The following is an 18,370-nucleotide window of genomic DNA, read 5'->3' as shown; positions in this document are numbered from 1 at the left end:
GCGCAGCGCGCGCTGCGCTTCGCGGTCTATCACCTGCTCAGCGCCGTGGACCCAGACGATGACCGCGTCTCGATCGGCGCCCGGGCGCTCACCGGCGCCGCCTACGGAGGCCATGTGTTCTGGGACACCGAGATCTTCATGCTGCCGTTCTACGTGCTGACATGGCCGGAAGCGGCCAGGGCCCTTCTGACCTACCGCCATCGGACGCTTCCGGCGGCTCGGGACAAGGCCGCGCACCATGGGGAGCGCGGCGCCTTCTATGCCTGGGAATCCGCAGACACCGGTCAGGACGTGACGCCGCCCTTCGTTGTCGCGCCGAATGGGGAGGTCATCCCGATCCTGCTCGCCGACCAGGAGCAGCACATCAGCGCCGACGTCGCTTACGGCGTCTGGACCTATTGGCGCGCGACCAGGGACGAAGGTTTTCTGCTCGACGTCGGCGCCGAAATCCTCCTCGAGACCGCCCGCTTCTGGGCCGGCCGCGCGAAGCTTGAAAGCGATGGCCTACGTCACATCCGCGGCGTGGTGGGCCCGGACGAGTATCATGAGACGGTCGACGACGACGCCTACACCAATGGCATGGCGCAGTGGAATCTCGAGACCGGGAACGCCGTGGCGCGGCTTCTGGTCGAGCGCTGGCCAGAGCGGTGGCGTGTGCTCTCGGAATCGCTGGCGATGGATGCGGCCGAGCCCCTTGCCTGGAGTGCGGCGGCGCGGGAGCTTTACACGGGGTTCGACGTGCGCACCGGGCTCTTTGAGCAGTTCCAGGGCTACTTTGGACTGGAGGAGATCGATCTCGCCGCCTTTGAGCCGCGCAACGCGCCGATCGACGTGCTGCTCGGTCGCGAGCGAATCCGCCAATCGAAGACGATCAAGCAGCCGGATGTCGTGATGCTGCTGCATCTGCTGTGGGACCGTTTCCCGCCGGAGGTCCGGGAGGCCAACTTCCGCTATTACGAGCCGCGCTGCGCGCACGGCAGCTCCCTCAGTCCGGCGATCCATGCGGCGGTCGCGGCGCGGCTCGGGGACGTGAGGCTCGCGGAGCGCTACTTTCGACAGGCGAGCGATATCGACCTGGGGGACAACATGGGCAATGCCGCGGCCGGGGTGCATGCGGCGGCCCTCGGGGGCCTCTGGCAGGCTGCGGTGTTCGGCTTCGCCGGCCTGCGGTTCACCGAGGAAGGGCCCGAGCATCAGCCGAACCTGCCGCCGCAATGGCGAGGAGTGTCGTTGCGTTTCAAGTGGCGCGGCAAGGATCACGAGCTCAAGCTTCCGGACGACCGCGCGCGCATTGGAGCCGCGCCAGGAATTGCGCCGTGAGCGATCAGCCCGTGATCCTCGTTCCATTGGACGGGATGGCCGACGCCCTCCCGGCGCTATCCGTGGCCAAGGTGTTCTCGGGTCTGGAGCACGCGGCCGTCCGCATCCTGCATGTCGCCGAGCAGGCGTCTGCTGCGGCGGAGATCGCGCCTCGACTCGGGCTTGCCGCCGAGGACCTGCACGGCGCCAGTCTCGAGACTCGCACCGGCGAACCCGCCGCCGCGATCCTCGCAGCGGCCGACGATCTTCACGCCCGTCTTATCGTGCTTTGCACCCACACCGCGCCGGGCAGCCCGGCCGGGAAGGTCGGCGGGACTGCTCTTTCCGTGCTGCGCGGGGCATCCTGCCCGGTGATCCTGGTCAACCCCGCGCAACCGCTGCAGGACTGGCGGCTGAGAAAGGTTCTGCTCCCGCACGAGGGGACCTCGGCCGCCAGCGATGCCGTGAAACCCGGCGTAGAGCTCGCGCGCCGCGCGGACGCCGACCTCCTGGTGCTCCTGGTCGCCGCGCCAGGCCCCGCCAGTCCCCAGGCGCGGGGCTCGCTGACGTCGCCCTTCTACCTGGATCAGCCCCAGCACGAGTGGCCGGCGTGGGCGGGCGAATTCATGGAGCGGCTCGCCTGCATCTGCCCGCTCTCCGACCTGCGCGTCCGGCTGCTGCTCGCTCGCGGCTCTCCGGCGTCAGAAATCCTGCGAGTGGCGCGTGAAGAATCCGTCGACCTCATCATCCTGACCTGGAAGGGGATTTGGGCGCCCGAGCGCGCCGAGACCCTCAAGGCCGTCGTGCGTGAAGCGGCCTGTCCCGCGATGGTCGTGCGCGTCCGAGCGGGCGGCGGGTCAAACAGCCCCCGGAACTCTGGGGCGGCCGGCGCGCCACGCGCCGCGCCGGCGGCGCAATAGGAGCAGGCAGGATGGATGTGGCGGTATTCGAAGCGGCGGAGTGGGAACACCAGGCCTGCCTGCGGCTGGAGCCGGGGCACCGGGTGCGCTGCACCGCGGGGCGCCTGACGCCGCAGACCGCGCCGGACTATGTTGAAGCCGAGGTGATGAGCCCCTTCGTCGGCTCGGAGGTCTCGGCGGCGGTGATCGCGGCGCTGCCCCGGTTGCGGCTGGTCGCCACGCGCTCCACCGGGTTCGACCATATCGATCTTGAGGCCTGCCGCGCGCGCGGGGTGGCGGTCTGCAATGTGCCGGACTATGGCGACCCGACGGTGGCCGAGCACGCCTTCGCCCTGCTGCTCGCGGTCTCGCGGCATGTCGTCGAGGCCGCCGACAGGACGCGTCGGGGGGATTTCCACGTCGAGGGGCTGCGGGGGTTCGACCTCGAGGGCCGCACCCTGGGCGTGGTGGGGGCCGGACGCATCGGCCGGCGGGTGATCCGCATCGCCCGCGGCTTCGGCATGACGGCGCTGGCGGCCGACCCGCACCCTGATCCCGCCGCGGCCGCCGAGCTGGGCTTCGACTATGTGACCCTGGACGACCTGTTGCGCTTGGCCGACGTGGTGAGCCTGCACGCGCCGGGCGGGCCGCAGACCCGCGACCTGATCTCGGACGCCCAGTTCGCGGTGATGAAGCCGGGCTGCGTGCTGATCAACACGGCGCGCGGCGGGGTGGTGAACGCCGCGGCCCTGGTGCGCGCCCTGAGCAGCGGACGTCTGGCCGGGGCGGGGCTGGACGTCCTCTCCGAGGAGCCGCTCCTGCGCGAAGAGGCGGAGATCTTCCGCATGGACACGCCGCTGCCGGCCGAACGCCTGCGCGCCCTGGTGGCCGCCAACACGCTCCTGCGCCTGCCCAATGTCGTGGTCACGCCTCACATCGCCTATGACACGGCCGAGGCCCTGGGGCGGATCGTCGGCACGACGCTCGACAACATCGAAGCCTTCGCCCGGGGCGAGCCCCGGAACCTGGTGGTCCCGTCCGGGGCGGCGGGGGATGTCGCGGAGACCCGTCCATGACTCGCCACAGGCAGGCCTCCGTCCAGGTCGCCGCGACCCCGGAACGGCTGTTCGCCCATCTCGACGACCAGACCCGCCTGGCCGCGCACATGGCCCGCCCGTCGATGATGATGGGCGGGGGGCGGATGACCTATGACTTCGACGCGGGCCGGGGGCAGGTGGTCGGCTCGCACATCCGGATGGGCGGCCGGGCGTTCGGTCTCGGGCTCTTCGTCGACGAGGTGGTGACCGAGCGCGCGCCGCCGCGGCGCAAGGTCTGGCGCACCGTGGGCCGGCCGCGGCTGATCATCATCGGCGACTACGAGATGGGCTTCGAGACCACGCCGATCCGTGGCGGGGCCGGCTTGCGGGTCTGGATCGACTACGACCCTGCGCCCCGCGGCCCCGGGCGCCTCGTCCCGGGGCTGGCGGACGCCTACGCCCGTTGGTGCGTGGAACGCATGGCGGGTGACGCCCGCCGCGCCTTCGGCCCGGTGTCCGCGAGCGCCGGCTAGAGCCGGACGCCCCTGAGCCTGAGCGCATTGGTCACCACGCTGACGCTGGACAGGGCCATGGCGCCGGCGGCGATGGCGGGCGACAGCAGCCATCCGAACACCGGATAGAGCAGCCCGGCCGCGATCGGCACGCCCGCCACGTTGTAGGCGAAGGCGAAGAACAGGTTCTGGCGGATATTGCTCATCACCGCGTGCGACAGCCGCCGCGCCTTGACCAGCCCCTGCAGGTCCCCCTTCAGCAGGGTGACCCCGGCGCTTTCGATGGCGACGTCGGATCCGGCGCCCATGGCGACGCCTACCTCGGCGGCGGCCAGGGCAGGGGCGTCGTTCACCCCGTCTCCGGCCATCGCGACCTTGCGCCCCTCGGCCCGCAGCCGCTGGACGACAGCGGCCTTGTCCTGCGGCAGCACCTCGGCCTCGACCTCGGTGATCCCGAGCTGGCGGGCGACGGCCAGCGCCGTGGTGCGGTTGTCGCCGGTCATCATCACCAGCCGCACGCCTTCGGCCTGCAGGGCCTGAACGGCCCGAAGCGTGGTGGCCTTGATCGGATCGGCGATGGCGAAGACGCCGGCCAGGGCGCCGTCGACCGCCGCGAAGATAGCCGTGGCGCCGTCGGCGCGAAGGCTCTCGGCTTCCGCGTCCAGGGTGGAGGTGTCGACGCCCTGCTCGGCCATGAACTTGCCCGAGCCTAGGCTCACGCGGCGGCCGTCGATCCGGCCCAGGACCCCCTTGCCGACCGGAGAATCGAAGTCCATCGGCTCGACGAGGGCGAGCTTGCGTTCGGTCGCGGCGCGCAGGATGGCGTCGGCCAGGGGATGCTCGCTGCCGCGCTCCAGGCTGGCGGCCAGCCGTAGCAGTTCGGCCTCCTTGAAGCCGGCCGCCGGGTGTATGGCGATCACGGCCGGACGGCCCTCGGTCAGGGTGCCGGTCTTGTCGATGACGATGGTGTCGATCTTCTCGAAACGCTCCAGCGCCTCGGCGTTCTTGATCAGCACCCCGGCCTGGGCGCCGCGGCCCACGCCGACCATGATCGACAGCGGGGTGGCGAGGCCCAGCGCGCAGGGGCAGGCGATGATCAGCACCGACACCGCCGCGACCAGGGCGAAGGCGAAGCGCGGCTCAGGTCCGAAGCCAGCCCAGACCGCAAACGCGATCGCGGCCACCAGGATCACCGCGGGCACGAACCAGCCGGAGACCAGGTCGGCCATGCGCTGGATGGGGGCCCGGCTCCGCTGGGCCTGGGCGACCATCTGCACGATCTGGGAGAGCAGGGTGTCGGCGCCGACCTTCTCGGCCCGCATGACGAAGGAGCCGGTCTTGTTGATGGCGCCGCCGATCACCTTGTCGCCAGGCTCCTTGGTCACCGGCATGGACTCGCCTGTGACCATGGACTCGTCGATCGCCACCCGGCCCTCGACGAGTTCGCCGTCGACCGGGACCTTTTCGCCGGGGCGGACGCGCAGGTTGTCGCCCACCAGGATCTGGTCGAGCCCGACCTCCTCGTCGGTCCCATCGGCGCGGACCCGACGCGCGGTCTTGGGCGCAAGGTCCAGCAGGGCCCTGATGGCCCCGGACGTCTGCTCGCGCGCGCGCAGTTCCAGGACCTGGCCCAGCAGCACCAGCACAGTGATGACGGCTGCGGCCTCGAAATAGATCGGCACGCTGCCGTCGGCGCGGCGGAAGGCGGGCGGGAACAGATGGGGCGCGACGGTCGCCACGACGCTGTAGATCCAGGCCACGCCCACGCCCATGGCGATCAGGGTGAACATGTTCAGATGGCGGGTGACCAGCGACCTGGCGCCGCGTTCGAAGAAGGGCCAGCCGGACCAGAGCACGACCGGGGTGGCGAGCGCGAACTGGATCCAGGCCGAGGTCTGGCCGCTCATGCTCATCATCAGCCCGGTGAGGTGGCCGCCCATCTCCAGGGCCAACACCGGAACGGACAGCGCCAGCCCGATCCAGAACCGGCGCGTGAAGTCCGTGAGCTCCGGGTTCGGGGCGCTGGCGGCGGTGACCAGTTCGGGTTCGAGCGCCATGCCGCAGATCGGGCAGGAGCCCGGCCCGACCTGGCGGATTTCCGGGTGCATGGGGCAGGTGTAGACGGTCCCGGCCGGCGCTGCGGGCGTCTCGGCCTTGCCGCCGTCGAGATAGCGGGCCGGCTCGGCGACGAACTTGGTCCGGCAGCCGGCCGAGCAGAAGAAGAAGGGCTTGTCGTCGAACTCGGCGCGGTGCGCGGTCGTCTCCGGATCCACGGTCATGCCGCAGACCGGGTCGTGGACCTTGCCGGCGGGAGGGGGCTCGCCATGGCCCGCGTGAGAAGCGTGGGCGTGATCGGGGTGGGAAGGGGCGTTCGACATGGCCGGAGAACTCCACAGCGTGTGGTAATCTGATATACCCCTCGCGGTATATTTTCCAATACCCTGAGGGGGTATGCTCGCCGCGGGCAAGGGAGGACGCTCTTGGACCATAACGACAAGCCGAAGCTGCTCAACCGCCTCAGCCGCATCGAAGGGCAGGTGCGGGGCATCGCCCGCATGGTCGACGAGGACCGCTACTGCATCGACGTCCTCACCCAGCTGCAGGCCGTACGCGCGGCGCTTCGGCGGGTGGAATCCGAAATCCTCAAGGACCACCTGGATCACTGTGTGACCAGCGCGCTGGTGGATGGGGACGAGGCGGAGCGGCGGGCCAAGGCCGCCGAACTCATGGCTGTGCTGGATCGGGCCCTGACCTAGCCGCGGAAAGACGTCGGGCCGGACCTTGCCGTGTCGTGCGTAACGTCCGCGGGCGCGCGCATTCCTGGTGCGACCTTCTCCATCTGGAGATCCGGACATTCGCTCCTCTATTCTCATCGCCCTGGCCGCCGCGCCGGCTCGGAGCTTATGAGTCCGCGACCTGATCCGGCGGACCCAACCGGTCGAGAGCGCCGATGCCGAGGCTGGCGTCGGTCCTGGCGATCGACACGGCCGGCGCGGCGATCCGGCCGGAGAGGGCCCGGATGGCGTCGATGGTCTCGGGAATGACGATGGCCTGGTTGTCGACCATGTAGGCGTAGAAGAGCTCGTCGCCCTGGACGCGGAGCATGTCGGTCCAGAGCGCCACTTCATAGAGATTGTCATGCGGGCGGCCGAGGTCGGCCATCAGTTCCTTGACGCTGTTTAGCGCCGTCAAGCCGTCGTCCATCCGGATCGCCGCGATGCGCGAGGAGGCGAGGAAGGCCGCGACCACCTCCGCCTTGTCCGCCGCACGGGTCATCTGCACCGACCAGTAATGCAGATGAGCGATGGTCTCGGGGACCTTGACCGCCATGGTCACGACATCCAGGTCGGGATCGACGCTCTGCGCATCGGGGCCCTGGTGGCTCGGAATCTGGGGCTCGGGCGCCAGCGTGTTCATGATGCCGCCCCGGTCGCTCTCCCAGGGATCGGTGGCCCGCCGCAGCAGCGTCCCCCGCGCCCGGCGCAGCAATCCCGCCTGTTTGAGCGCGGTGAGAGTGCGCACGATCGAGGTGGTGTTGCACGAGACAACCCTGGTCGCCGGCCGTCCGAGCGCGCCTGCGTAGCTCGACTCGGCCACGAAGGAGTGACCGGCGACTTCGTGCTTCTCGCCGCCCTGGACGATGAAGGGCTTGTCCTTGCGCCGGTAGACCTCCGCGTTGGCGGCGCCGATCCCCTTGGGCGTGCAGTCCACCATGACATCGACCGACGCGATCAGGTCGTCCAGATCGCCCGCCACAGGGAGACCGGCCCGTTGCATCGTCAGGGCGGCCCCGGGGGCGGCGCCGTAGAGGGAGAAACCCATCCGGGCCGCAAGACGCAGGCGCCAGTCGGCGCTGACGTCGGCGACGCCCACGAGGATCATGTCGTCCTGCTGTCTGACGGCGGCGGCCACGCGCTTGCCGATCACGCCGTATCCATTGACCCCGACGCGGATAATATCCGAGTGAACCATGATCGCTGTCCTCGTCCGTTGGGCATGGGCTCTGGCCAGCCGTGGTGATTTCCCCATCGGCGCAGGAGGACGGCGACCCCTCGCTGCGCGCGTGTGTTCTGCTTATGAGGACGCAGCCCCCGCCGCGGGATTACAGGCGAGGCGGCGACCTCATCGCACGCCGCCGGACCGCTTGCGTATCCCTGAGCGGCGGAGGACCCCTCGTCTGCATAGGCGAACGACAGGCCTGCGGCGCCGGGCGGGACCATGCCGCAGGGGGCGACGCTACGCCTGCGTTACGGCTGACCGCGACGGCGGCTGGACGTCCATGCCGGCGCCCAGCCGCAGACGCTTGAGCATCAGGGCGTTGACCGCCACCAGCACCGAACTGCCGGACATCGACAGGGCGGCGATCTCGGGGCTGAGGGTGAAGGGATAGAGGACTCCCGCGGCCAGGGGAAAGGCGATGAGATTGTAGCCGACCGCCCACCACAGGTTCTGATGCATCTTGCGCAGGGTGGCGCGCGACAGCTCGATGGCCTTGACCACGTCGGCGGGGTCGCTGCGCATCAGCACCACGTCGGCGCTCTCTATGGCGACGTCGGTGCCGGCGCCGATGGCAAAGCCGACGTCGGCCTGGGTCAGGGCCGGGGCGTCGTTGACCCCGTCGCCAACCATGCCGACCCTGTGGCCCGCGGCCTGGAGTTCCTTCACCTTGAGCGCCTTGTCGCCGGGCAGGACCTCCGCCAGCACGATGTCGATCCCCAGTTCACCGGCGATACGCCGTGCGGTGCCGAGGTTGTCGCCGGTCATCATGGCCACCTTGACGCCCAGGGCCTGCAGTCGCCGGATGGTCGCCGCCGCGGTGGGGCGGACGGCGTCGGCCACGGCGATCAGACCGATGACCCGCCCGTCGCGGGCGATATGGACGACGGTGCGGCCGGCGCCCTGCAGCCGTTCGGATTCCGTCGCCAGCTCGCCGAGCTCGACGCCGTTGTCGGCCATGAGCATGCGGTTGCCGGAGAGGACGGTCCGCCCGGCCACGGTCGCCCGAAGTCCCTTGCCCCCGAAGGATTCGAAGCCGGCAGCGGCCAGTTCGGGGAGGTCCTTCGTCCGCTCCAGCACGGCCTTGGCGATGTGGTGTTCGGATCCTCGCTCCAGGGCCGCGGCCGTGGTCAGCAGGTCGGTCTCGTCCACTCCGGCGGCGGGGGTGACCTGGACCACTTTCGGCGCGCCCAGGGTCAGGGTGCCGGTCTTGTCGAAGACGATGACGTCCAGCTTGACGGCATGCTCGAGAGCGGCGGCGTTCTTGATCAGCACGCCGTGGCGCGCCCCCAGCCCCGTGCCCACCATGATCGCCATGGGCGTGGCCAGGCCAAGAGCGTCGGGGCAGGCGATGACGAAGACGGTGATGGTCAGGGTCAGGGCGAACAGCAGGGTCTGGCCCAGGGCCCAGAACCAGACGCCGAAGGTGAGCAGGCCGATGACGACAGCGGCCAGCACAAGCCACTGGGAGGCGCGGTCCGCGAGCAACTGGGCCGGGGCCTTGGAGTTCTGCGCCTCCTGCACCAGCTTGACGATCTGCGCCAGGGCGGTGTCGGCGCCCACCCGCGTCGCCCGATAACGGAAGGCGCCGGTCTTGTTGATCGCGCCGCCGGTCACGGAATCCCCGGCGCCCTTGGTCACGGGCAGGGATTCTCCGGTCAGCATGGATTCGTCGACCTCGGAGCCGCCGTCCTCGATCACGCCGTCCACGGGGATGCGGCCGCCCGGCCGGACGACCACCCGGTCGCCCACCAGCACGGCGGAGGTCGCGACCTCGACCTCGACGCCGTCGCGCAGCACCCGGGCGGTGGGCGGCGCCAGGTCCATCAGCCTGCGGATGGCGTCCGAGGCGCCGGCCCGCGCCCGCATCTCCAGCCAGTGGCCCATCAGGATGAAGACCAGCAGCAGGGCCGAGGCTTCGTAGAAGTCGGGCGCGTCATAGAAGAACGTGGCGCCGACGCTGAACAGGTAGCCGGTGCCGACGCTGAGCAGGACCAGCACCGCCATGTTGAGCACGCCGCGTCGCAGGGCCCGGACGGCGGCGATGTAGAAGGGCCAGCCCGGATAGAGGATGGCGGCGCTGGCCAGGACGAACAGCAGGGGCTTCAGCGGCAGGCCGAACGGCGGCTCCACTCGCATGAAGTCCATGCCCATCGGGGCGAGCAGGAAGATCGGGAGGGTGAAGGCGACGGCGAAGAGGAAGCGGTTGCGCATGTCCCGGGCCATGGCCTGCATGTCCATGCCGGGGCCGTGCCCCATCTCGGCCATGTCGTCGGCGCCGGCTTGGGCAGGATGAGCAGAGGGCGCGTGGCCCTCATGGGCGGCCGCCGGAGCTGCGGGATGCTGGAGGTGCGACCGGGCGTCCACGACCTCCTCATGCGGGACGCAGATGTGACGCGGCACGACCTCGCCGCGGCAGTGGAAGCCGCAATCCCGCACCGCCTGTTCCAGTTCGACCTGGCTGACCAGGGCTTCGTCATATCGGATCGTCGCGGTCGCCGAGCCGAAGTTGGCGGCGGCTTCCAGCACGCCCTTCAGGCCCCGCAGGTGCTTCTCGATCACCAGTGAATCCAGCGGCGTGCTGAAACCGGAAACATCGACGGTAGTAGTATGCATGAAGGAAATTCCAGTCGAAAGCAGTTCAGTCGTGAGGTCGGTGGGATTCCGCGCCCTACAGGGGGCGTAGGCGGGGAACGAACGCGGGCGTAGCCTGCCGGTAAGCGCTCCAGGCCGGGCCGAAGCGGGCGGCGGTCTCTCGCTCCTCCGCCATGGCGAGGCGCCAGTACAGGATGACCAGCGCCGGGAACATCGCCAGGGTGAGCAGCGTCGGCCATTGAAGCAGGAAGCCGATCATGATCAGCACGAAACCGGCATACTGCGGGTGGCGGATTGACCGGTAGGGACCGGTCGTCGCCAGCCGGCCTTCTCGTTGCGCGCTATAGAGCACCGGCCATGCCGCGGAGAGGAGCCAGAACCCGCCGCCAACGAGAACCAAGCTGAGAATATGGAAGGGCCCGAAGTGCGGGTGCGCTCGCCAGCCGAACATCATCTCAAGCAGGTGTCCGGCGTCATGGGACCACCAGTCCACGCCGGGAAAGCGGCTCTGTAACCAACCGGCCAACAGAAAGATCGTCAGCGGGAAACCGTACATCTCGGTGAAGAAGGCGATCAGGAAGGCGCTGAAGGCGCCGAAGGCGCGCCAGTCCCTCGCCGTCTTCGGCTTGAAGAAGGTGAAGGCGAAAAAGATGAACAGGATGGAGTTGAGGGCCACCAGCGACCAGAGCCCGTACGTTTGCGGTTCCGCCATGATCAGGCCTCCGGAGCTGGGGGACGGGCGCGGTCGCCCGGGTGGTCGGGGCCGTGCCCCCCGCCATGGCCGCCATGCATGGTCATGTGCAGCAGGGGACAGAGCAGCAACAGCAGGAACGGCGCCCAGCCGAGCAGGTGAACCCGGTGCTCGCCGATCAGCAGATAGGCCAGCCCCGCCGCGAAGGCGCCCAGGGTCAGAAGCCTGAAGACCCGGCCGGCGGCCGGGGATTTGGAGGTCATGCGAGGCGCCTTCCGTGCTGAACACCATCCCGTCGTCTGACGCCCCACCCGGCCAAACATTACGGACGCGTGGCGTCGACGATCGTAAGAGCCGCCCGTCGTCAGCGTCAGACGTGGACAGCTGGGTCGCGGTCAGGTGGGGAGTGCAGTCGGGCATGCCGTTCATTCTTGCTCTCAACAGCGGGTCCTCGACCTGCAAGTTCGGCGTTTTCGATCAGGGGCCGGGCGGACTGGCGCCCTGTCTGCGCGGCCGGATCGAAATGCACGGCGAGGCGCCCCGACTGCTGAGTTATGACCCGGCCGGGGCGGTTCTTTCAGACGAGCCCTGGCCTCGGACTTCGGCGCCGGACCTCCTCGGGTGGCTTGAGATGCGCCTGCCCGGACCGATCGCCGCCGTGGGCCATCGGGTGGTTCATGGCGGGCCGCGTTTCTGCGCGGCGACGCTTGTCACGGAGGCGGTCCTCGCGGCCGTGGCGGCGCTCGCGCCGCTCGCCCCCCTGCACCAGTCCCAGTCGCTGGCGGGGGCGTCCGCCCTTCGCGCCGCGCGGCCGGGGCTGCCGCAGGTCCTGTGCTTCGACACCGCCTTCCACGCGGGCCATGATCCCGTGGTTGACCGTTTCGCTCTGCCGAGGGTCTGGGAGGCGCGGGGTCTTCGCCGCTACGGGTTTCACGGCCTGTCCTATGAGTATCTCGCCGGACGTCTGGCGGCGCTCGACCCTCCCACGGCCGCCGGCCGTGTGGTCGCGGCCCACCTCGGCGGGGGAGCCAGTCTGTGCGCCCTCCGCGACGGGCGCAGCATTGACACCACCATGGGCGCCACGCCGCTCGACGGTCTGGTCATGGCCACGCGCTGCGGCAGTCTGGACGCGGGCGCGGTGCTCTATCTGTTGCGCGAGGGGGGACTGGACGCCGACGGCCTGACCGATCTGCTCTATCGCCAGTCGGGACTGCTCGGCGTCTCTGGCCTCAGCGGCGACATGCGCGACCTGCTCGAGAGCCGCGAACCGGCGGCGCGCGAGGCTCTGGATCTTTACGTCCATCGCGCCGCGCGCGAGATGGCGGCGCTGGCGGCCAGCCTCGGAGGGCTGGACGGCCTGGTCTTCACGGCGGGTGTCGGCGAGAACGCGCCGCGGATCCGAGCCGAGATCTGCGCGCGCCTCGGCTGGCTCGGGGTCAGGCTCGACGCCGCCGCGAACGAGCGCGGCGCCGGCCGTCTGAATGCGGCCGACAGCGCCGTGGCGGTCTGGATGATACCGACAGACGAGGAGGTTGTGATCGCGCGCCAGACGGCGGCGCTGCTTGATCTGGCGGAATGAAGCGCCGGGGGCAGGGGGCGCGGACGGCGTTCACCGGCCGCTGCGACGGGGACCGGTGGGCTCTTGTAAGGAGGCCGGCGATGACCCGACCAGGGCCGCGGGAGGCGGCCGGCGGCGCCCGCGTCGCCGGGGACTGCGACCCGGAAGCGCTGCGTCCACCGAAACCCCGGGAGAATCCCGTGACGTCGCTAGGTGATCCATCGCAGGCGCCGGAAGACGGTGCGGCGCGGGTCTGGAACGAGCTTCCGTAGCGACCGGGATCGGCGTCTTGCTCAGCCTCGGTTTGCGCCGGATCCCCGACCAGCGCCGCTGCACCGGTCAGGGCGTACTTCGCCTGGTGAACTGAACCAAGGATGCCGACGTTCGTTCAGATCAGGGTCAAGCACGGCCGCAGCCGTCATGTCGCGGACATCCCGTTGGCAGATGGCTTGATCCAGAGGATTCACATCCATGACCAACTTCGCCCAACGGCCCGTCAGGCGGACGGCCATCGCCCTGTCAACACTTTCCCTGCTCGCCGCCGCCGGGTGCGCCAGCGCGCCTGCCTCAGGTACGGCGCCCCCGGATCGACCTATGGGCGGCATGCAGATGCCGCCGGGAATGAACATGGCTCGGACACCCTTTTCTGAGGCCGAGATGAGCATGCACCGCGCCATGATGATGGCGACCGATGTGAACACCCAGCGGACCTGGGCGAGGAAGATGATCGCCCACCATAGAGGGGCTGTCGCTATGGCGCAGGCTCTGCTTGGAAATGATGCGACAGACGTTGAGGTCCGTCGCATAGCTCAGGCGGTCATCGACGCGCAGACGAGAGAAATCGCAGAGCTCGAATCCTGGCTTGAGCGTCATCCCGGCTGATTGTAACGAGGGCGGCACGGCGGGGCCTGATCATGCTCTGTCCGTCGCCGTCCGTGCTCCCTGCCAGGCTGGAGGATTTGGGTTGGAACTTGAGCAGAGGCAGCTGATCCTCTCCATTCTCGGCCGCGCCGACACCCTGACCGTGGCGACGGTGCGTGAAGACGGTTGGCCGCATGCAACGGTTGTGAGTTTCGTCAACGATGAGCTCGACATCTATTTCGGGACGGCGCCCCACTCGCAGAAGATTGGAAACATCGCCCGTGACTCCCGGGTGTCCGCGACCGTCACGCCCGATCACGAGACTTCTAAAGACATCCAGGCGATCTCGCTCGCGGCAAGGGCGGAGCGTGTTACGGACCCCGGGGAGCTGTTGAGAGTGGCTGATCTGGTCTTAAGGAAATTTCCGAGACCAGGGCGTCCTGCGCCGGCGGCGGTGCTGGAGGGGGTGGTGGTGGTTCGCCTGCGCCCGACCATCGTCTCGGTCCTGGACTACAGCAGAACCTTCGGTCAGACGGAACTGATCGACCTGCGTGACGATCAGGCGCCACGCAGTCGCCAGGACAACCCGCCTTCATCCTCATAGGCATGGGATCATACTGTCGTCCGTCGCCCAGAGATGGGATCTGCCGTGGCCCGGATCGAGTGGCCCGGGCTGGCGCGGTGGCTCCGTCGCGTCTTCAGGGCGATTGGGCCCCTATGAGCACGACTGGCCTGATGCCGATCCATGGCGCGATCAGAACGCTTCGGGCCACACGGCCGGGAGCGTTCTGATCGGCGCCGTCACGGGGCTGGTGTCGTTCGGCGTGACGGCCGCCACACCAACCTCCGTGAGGCCTATTGACCGGGATTTCTGATCCCGCGCCCGCCGGGCCTAGACGACAAAAACCGGTGCAAAGCCCCCGCCCGGAGTTCGGAAGTTTGTCGTCTGGCCCTGATAGACTCGGGCGGCCGCCAGTAGCGGGTCGCCGTCGTAGACATAGAGACGGACATCGAGCTTCAGCGAACGGATCTCGCCGTCGACCCTGATCCGACGTTCGCTGGGCTTCGCGAATTCCTGGGCGATATAGCCGCCGAGCTGAATTTCCGCCCATACGCGCCGGGTGATCTTGTCGCCGCGGTAGACGGCCTTGCCACCATGGCCGCCGGCCGGCTTGAAGAAATATCGGTTGCGCGTCGTCCACAGCCTCTCTGCGTTCTCGGCAGTCACCAGGGTGGTTTTCGGGATCGCCGAAAGACCTCTCTGATGATCCGGAGCAAGTCCCCAACCGGCGACCATGTCCGGGTCTGACAGCAGGCTCAGGTTCCGCTTGTCGGCGAACAGAGCGTGGTTGCGCGGACTGGGCGTCAGAACGACGGCTCCGTTCTGATAGGCGTCACGCAGGGCTTCGTGCCCGTCAGCACCGAGGGAGAAGTCGACGAGGCGATTGTAGACGAGATCCACAATCTCGCCTTCATGCTCCAGTCGCCCCTGGGAGAAATGGAGTTCAGAGGGATCGGCGACCCACGCCGTAACGCCGCGCTGTTCGAAAAACCGCTGCGCCAGCAGGAACTCCGGGAACAGATACTGATCCTTCGGGCGGTCATCGACGATGGCGATTGTCCGCGGTTGACCCGAGCGACCCTGCAACGCCCATTCGTTCAGGAACATCCGCCAGACGAGGGCTTCGAAGTCTCCCATCACCCGCGCGCGCATGGCGTCCTGGGCCTCGCGACAGCATTCGCCCTGGGCGTGAGCAAGAAACGCATTCAGGAATGCTCCTCCGGCGTTGGTATTCACCTCGATGAGTTTTGGACCGCCGTCGCCCAGATGAAAATCATAGCCCATGAAGACCCCGCGCGGGCCGAAGTCCCGGCGAGCGATGGCCGGGCCCCAACCCAGTACCGCCTCCTGATAGGCCGGGGTCCTGGCCGCAGCCTCGATGGCGGCCACGACGACCAGCATGGCCTCGATGTCCTGGGCGGACAGGAACACAGGCCCGCCGGAGAACAGGTTCGGTCGATCCGCAAGCAGCGCCGAGACAAGGTCCGGCTCCCCGGCCTGCTGACGGATCGCCGAGCTCAGACGGGTCCGGTCCAGCGTGATGCAGAAACAATCCCTGTTAAGCACCGCGTCGAAGGAGCCGTCACGGGTATCGTCGGTTGTCGCCATGGTGTTCCTTTGATCGGGCCGGGATCGAGGGTGTCAGGTCCCAGCGGCCGCGTACCGGATTGTGCGACGGCTTCGTCTTGCGAAGCAATCCGCGTGCGTTCGACTTCTGGAGCGCCGGTGCGCGACGGCGGGATCGTTTCGGCCCCGCGCCGTCCCGGGTTCGATACGTCGCTGCGGGCGAAGGCCCGCCGGACGACCGAAGATTCCGGCGATAAATCCCGCCTTCTCGGCGCCCGGCCGTGGAGAAGGGCGCCGGCGCGGCGTCCGTTGAGCCTGCATGAGGCGATAGCCCGGTCATGGATGATGACCAGGCCCTTTCGGCTCCGGACTGCGCCGCAGTGGAGCCGGCGGCAGGCGATGAGGCGGATCACGCTGTCGGGGTCGGCGCGGCCGGTGGAACGGTCCAGTTCGGCGGGGTCGGAATCAGAATGGCGCTCCTCGATCCAGGCGGCCGGGTGGGCGGTGAGGCCACGCACAGGCTGTCGCGTCGTCGACTTGGAGCACCTTCTCCGCGAAGGCTTTCCCGGTGACTTCTGCTGTCGTCAATGTCAGCGCCCGCAAAGCGGCTTGCGCCGGTCAAATGTCTCCCAGACCAGGGTCGTGCCGCTCGTGATCATGGCGCAATTGATCTCTTCGCCCGACGGCGACCAGCAGATGGCGGTGATGCGGTCGTAGCTTCGGCCGGTCTGCTCGCAGCGAAGGGTCTTGCCCGCGACAAGCCGGTTCAGTTCCGCTGTAGCGGAAGCGGCGCTGGCGGTCGGGCAAGGATGGCCCGGCGAACAGGTTTCGTCGGCCTCCCGCGCCGCCACGGCGTGGAGTCTGATCTTTGTACCGTCCTTGCAGCGCAGGGTGTCGCCGTCGTTCACATAGGCCACATTGCATCGGAAACCCGTCTCCGACGGCGACGATGGAAGCGCGTCTGCATCGGCCGTGGCGGGCGGCGACGCGTGACCAACGGCGTCCGCCGCAGGCCAGTTCAGGGCGGCGATGAAGGCGACAGCCATGAGGGTCGCCGTCATGGAGAGGAAGCGACTGTTGCGCCGGTATGGCTTGCGAGAGCCGGTTGAACGGGATGGTTTCGAGCTCATCGAGACAGGCTAGGGCCAATGGGTGAACGGGCCGTGAGCCGGGTATCCCGGTGAAGGAAAAGGAAGGGCGGCTGGGAGCGCTCCGATCGGGAGCGCCAAACAGGAGGACGCCATGTCGTCCCGACCCGCGTCGAACATCCGTGAATTCGCCCCTGCGCCAGCCTCGACCGTGGAGGACGGCGACCTTGACCTTCTGGCGGCGATCCTTTCGCGAACCCAGTCTCCAGCCGCCAGCCGGGCCGCCGCCGCCGATCTGATCGCGGACTTCGGAGGGCTGGCCGACGTCGCCGCGGCTGATGAAGCCGCCCTGCTTCGTGCCGGCCTCGCGACGGCCGCGGTCGCCGATCTCCTACGGATCCGGGCGCTGGCGGTGGCCATGGCGAGGGCGGAGGCCTGCCATCGACCGGTCCTGTCGTCATGGACCGCCCTGACGACCTATCTCCGCGCAGATATGGCCCATGCGCCTCGCGAGCAGTTTCGCGTCCTCTACCTCGACCGCCGCAACATCCTGATGAAGGACGAAGGGCGCGCTGACGGGACGGTAGACCATGCCCCCGTCTATCCCCGCGAAGTGATCCGTCGGGCCTTGGAACTCTCCGCCAGCGCCCTGATCCTGGTGCACAACCACCCGTCGGGCGATCCCGGTCCTTCGCAGGCGGACATCGCAATGACGCGCCAGGTCGTGGACGCGGCCCGGCTGTTCAACCTGCAGGTCCATGACCATGTGATCGTCGGCCGTGAAGGCACGGCGAGCTTCCGGGCCCTGGGCCTGATCTGAGCCGGCCATGAGCCTCCACCCCATCGTCGCCGCCCTGGGCGGCGACCTCTATCAGGGCGGGCGTCGCGCCAATGTCCCGGCGCCCGGCCACAGCCAGGCCGACCGATCGGTGTCCCTGCTGCTGGAAGGGGACCGTCTGGTGATCCATGGTTTCGGCGCCGCGGACTGGCGATCGGTACGCGACCACCTCCGCGCTCTCGGCCTGATTGACGTCGAAGGCCGGGTGACCGGCGCACGCCCGTCTCTGGCCGCGTCCTCGACCGCGCTTCCCGACCCCGGGGTCCGGATCGAGGTGGCACGCCGCCTCTGGGCGTCGACGATCCCGATCGTCGAGGGCGACCTGTGCGCGCGCCATCTCCGGCGGCGCGGGATCGAAACGCCGCCAGCCCGCCTGGGCGACCTCCGTCGTCACCCGGCCGCCCCGGTGTCGGTGTTTCACGACGGGGGGCCGACCTGTCCGGCCCTGGTCGCCGCCGTCCGGGCCCCGGACGGACGGCTGAGGGCCGTCGAACTCACCTATCTTGACCCGGACGGCCAGCGCGCCCGCCGGTTGCGGCTGGCGCGCAAGACGGTGGGCCTCGTGCCGGCCGGCGCGGCGGTGTGCCTGGAGCCGCCTGGTCCGGTCCTGGTGGTCGGGGAAGGGGTGATGACGACCCTGTCGGCTTCGGCGCGCTTCGGCCTGCCAGGGTGGGCGCTCCTGTCGGCCGGCAATCTCGCCCGCTGGTCGGCCCCGGCGACGGTGCGCAAGGTGGTCATTGCGGCCGATCGCGGACCGGCGGGTGAAGAGGCCGCCGCGCGCCTCCGGCGCCGACTTCGGTCGCAGGGCGTCGAGGTCTGCCTGCGCCTGCCGCCGCATCCTTTCGGCGACTGGAACGACGCCGGGGCG

16 protein-coding genes and 1 pseudogene are annotated in these 18,370 nt (G+C 69.1%); 10 read left to right on the top strand and 7 right to left on the bottom strand.

The window, feature by feature from the left end; all coding sequences use genetic code 11:
* From HX774_RS02505 to HX774_RS02490, 4 genes and pseudogenes are all read left to right on the top strand, one after another.
* Nucleotides 1-1,320: pseudogene (locus HX774_RS02505) on the top strand (glycoside hydrolase family 65 protein); the annotation flags it as partial.
* The gene (locus HX774_RS02500; RefSeq protein WP_178823931.1) at nt 1,317-2,219 is read left to right on the top strand and encodes a universal stress protein; all 903 of its coding nucleotides are present in this window, start codon (nt 1,317-1,319) and stop codon (nt 2,217-2,219) included. The pseudogene HX774_RS02505 and the gene HX774_RS02500, both read left to right, overlap by 4 nt.
* Nucleotides 2,220-2,230: 11 nt before the next feature.
* Nucleotides 2,231-3,274, top strand: coding sequence for a hydroxyacid dehydrogenase (locus HX774_RS02495; RefSeq protein ID WP_178823930.1), 1,044 nt, complete (start codon nt 2,231-2,233; stop codon nt 3,272-3,274).
* Complete coding sequence (locus tag HX774_RS02490) at nt 3,271-3,768, top strand: SRPBCC family protein (protein WP_178823928.1); 498 nt, start codon at nt 3,271-3,273, stop codon at nt 3,766-3,768. The genes HX774_RS02495 and HX774_RS02490 overlap by 4 nt, the downstream gene beginning before the upstream one ends.
* On the opposite strand, the gene HX774_RS02485 is transcribed toward HX774_RS02490, so the two are convergent.
* A complete protein-coding gene (locus HX774_RS02485; protein ID WP_178823926.1) occupies nt 3,765-6,125 on the bottom strand; it encodes a heavy metal translocating P-type ATPase in 2,361 nt (786 codons plus the stop codon). The two genes, HX774_RS02490 and HX774_RS02485, sit on opposite strands and share 4 nt — an antisense overlap.
* A 102-nt stretch (nt 6,126-6,227) precedes the next feature.
* Between HX774_RS02485 and HX774_RS02480 the strand changes: the two genes are divergently transcribed.
* Nucleotides 6,228-6,503, top strand: a complete 276-nt coding sequence (locus HX774_RS02480; protein WP_178823924.1) for a metal-sensitive transcriptional regulator — start codon at nt 6,228-6,230, stop codon at nt 6,501-6,503.
* Nucleotides 6,504-6,648: 145 nt separating this feature from the next.
* Here HX774_RS02480 and HX774_RS02475 read toward each other — a convergent pair whose 3' ends face one another.
* The 4 genes from HX774_RS02475 to HX774_RS02460 all read right to left on the bottom strand — a co-directional run bounded on the left by HX774_RS02475 (nt 6,649) and on the right by HX774_RS02460 (nt 11,292).
* Nucleotides 6,649-7,719 (bottom strand): type II glyceraldehyde-3-phosphate dehydrogenase, encoded by a 1,071-nt coding sequence (locus HX774_RS02475; RefSeq protein WP_178823922.1) that lies wholly within the window; start codon nt 7,717-7,719, stop codon nt 6,649-6,651.
* Between the two features lie 264 nt (nt 7,720-7,983).
* On the bottom strand, nt 7,984-10,359 hold the full coding sequence (locus HX774_RS02470) for a cation-translocating P-type ATPase (RefSeq protein ID WP_003164947.1): 2,376 nt from the start codon (nt 10,357-10,359) through the stop codon (nt 7,984-7,986).
* Between the two features lie 55 nt (nt 10,360-10,414).
* Nucleotides 10,415-11,050, bottom strand: coding sequence for an isoprenylcysteine carboxylmethyltransferase family protein (locus HX774_RS02465; protein WP_040345395.1), 636 nt, complete (start codon nt 11,048-11,050; stop codon nt 10,415-10,417).
* Between the two features lie 2 nt (nt 11,051-11,052).
* Complete coding sequence (locus tag HX774_RS02460; protein WP_050796666.1) at nt 11,053-11,292, bottom strand: DUF2933 domain-containing protein; 240 nt, start codon at nt 11,290-11,292, stop codon at nt 11,053-11,055.
* A gap of 155 nt (nt 11,293-11,447) precedes the next feature.
* On the opposite strand from HX774_RS02460, the gene HX774_RS02455 reads away from it, so the two are divergent.
* The 3 genes from HX774_RS02455 to HX774_RS02445 all read left to right on the top strand — a co-directional run bounded on the left by HX774_RS02455 (nt 11,448) and on the right by HX774_RS02445 (nt 14,052).
* Nucleotides 11,448-12,608, top strand: coding sequence for an acetate/propionate family kinase (locus tag HX774_RS02455; protein ID WP_088491595.1), 1,161 nt, complete (start codon nt 11,448-11,450; stop codon nt 12,606-12,608).
* A gap of 450 nt (nt 12,609-13,058) precedes the next feature.
* Nucleotides 13,059-13,469 (top strand): DUF305 domain-containing protein, encoded by a 411-nt coding sequence (locus HX774_RS02450; RefSeq protein ID WP_255499924.1) that lies wholly within the window; start codon nt 13,059-13,061, stop codon nt 13,467-13,469.
* Between the two features lie 82 nt (nt 13,470-13,551).
* Nucleotides 13,552-14,052 carry a pyridoxamine 5'-phosphate oxidase family protein gene (locus tag HX774_RS02445; protein WP_003164943.1) on the top strand — a complete coding sequence of 167 codons (501 nt, stop codon included), beginning with the start codon at nt 13,552-13,554 and terminating at the stop codon, nt 14,050-14,052.
* A 288-nt stretch (nt 14,053-14,340) separates the two neighbouring features.
* On the opposite strand, the gene HX774_RS02440 is transcribed toward HX774_RS02445, so the two are convergent.
* The gene (locus HX774_RS02440) at nt 14,341-15,618 is read right to left on the bottom strand and encodes a hypothetical protein (protein ID WP_040345387.1); all 1,278 of its coding nucleotides are present in this window, start codon (nt 15,616-15,618) and stop codon (nt 14,341-14,343) included.
* Between the two features lie 548 nt (nt 15,619-16,166).
* Nucleotides 16,167-16,622 (bottom strand): thermonuclease family protein, encoded by a 456-nt coding sequence (locus tag HX774_RS02435; protein WP_225910420.1) that lies wholly within the window; start codon nt 16,620-16,622, stop codon nt 16,167-16,169.
* A 196-nt stretch (nt 16,623-16,818) separates the two neighbouring features.
* On the opposite strand from HX774_RS02435, the gene HX774_RS02430 reads away from it, so the two are divergent.
* Nucleotides 16,819-17,484: a RadC family protein gene (locus tag HX774_RS02430; protein ID WP_076222499.1), complete on the top strand. Its 666-nt coding sequence runs from the start codon at nt 16,819-16,821 to the stop codon at nt 17,482-17,484.
* Between the two features lie 7 nt (nt 17,485-17,491).
* Nucleotides 17,492-18,370: toprim domain-containing protein (locus HX774_RS02425; protein ID WP_178823920.1), on the top strand; the 879-nt coding region annotated here is incomplete at its 3' end.

Origin of the sequence: Brevundimonas sp. P7753 (assembly GCF_013386595.1) — a bacterium.
GTDB classification, from domain to species: domain Bacteria; phylum Pseudomonadota; class Alphaproteobacteria; order Caulobacterales; family Caulobacteraceae; genus Brevundimonas; species Brevundimonas bullata.
The sequence above is the reverse complement of the archived record's forward strand: the minus strand, read 5'-3'. Positions and strand labels throughout refer to the sequence as shown.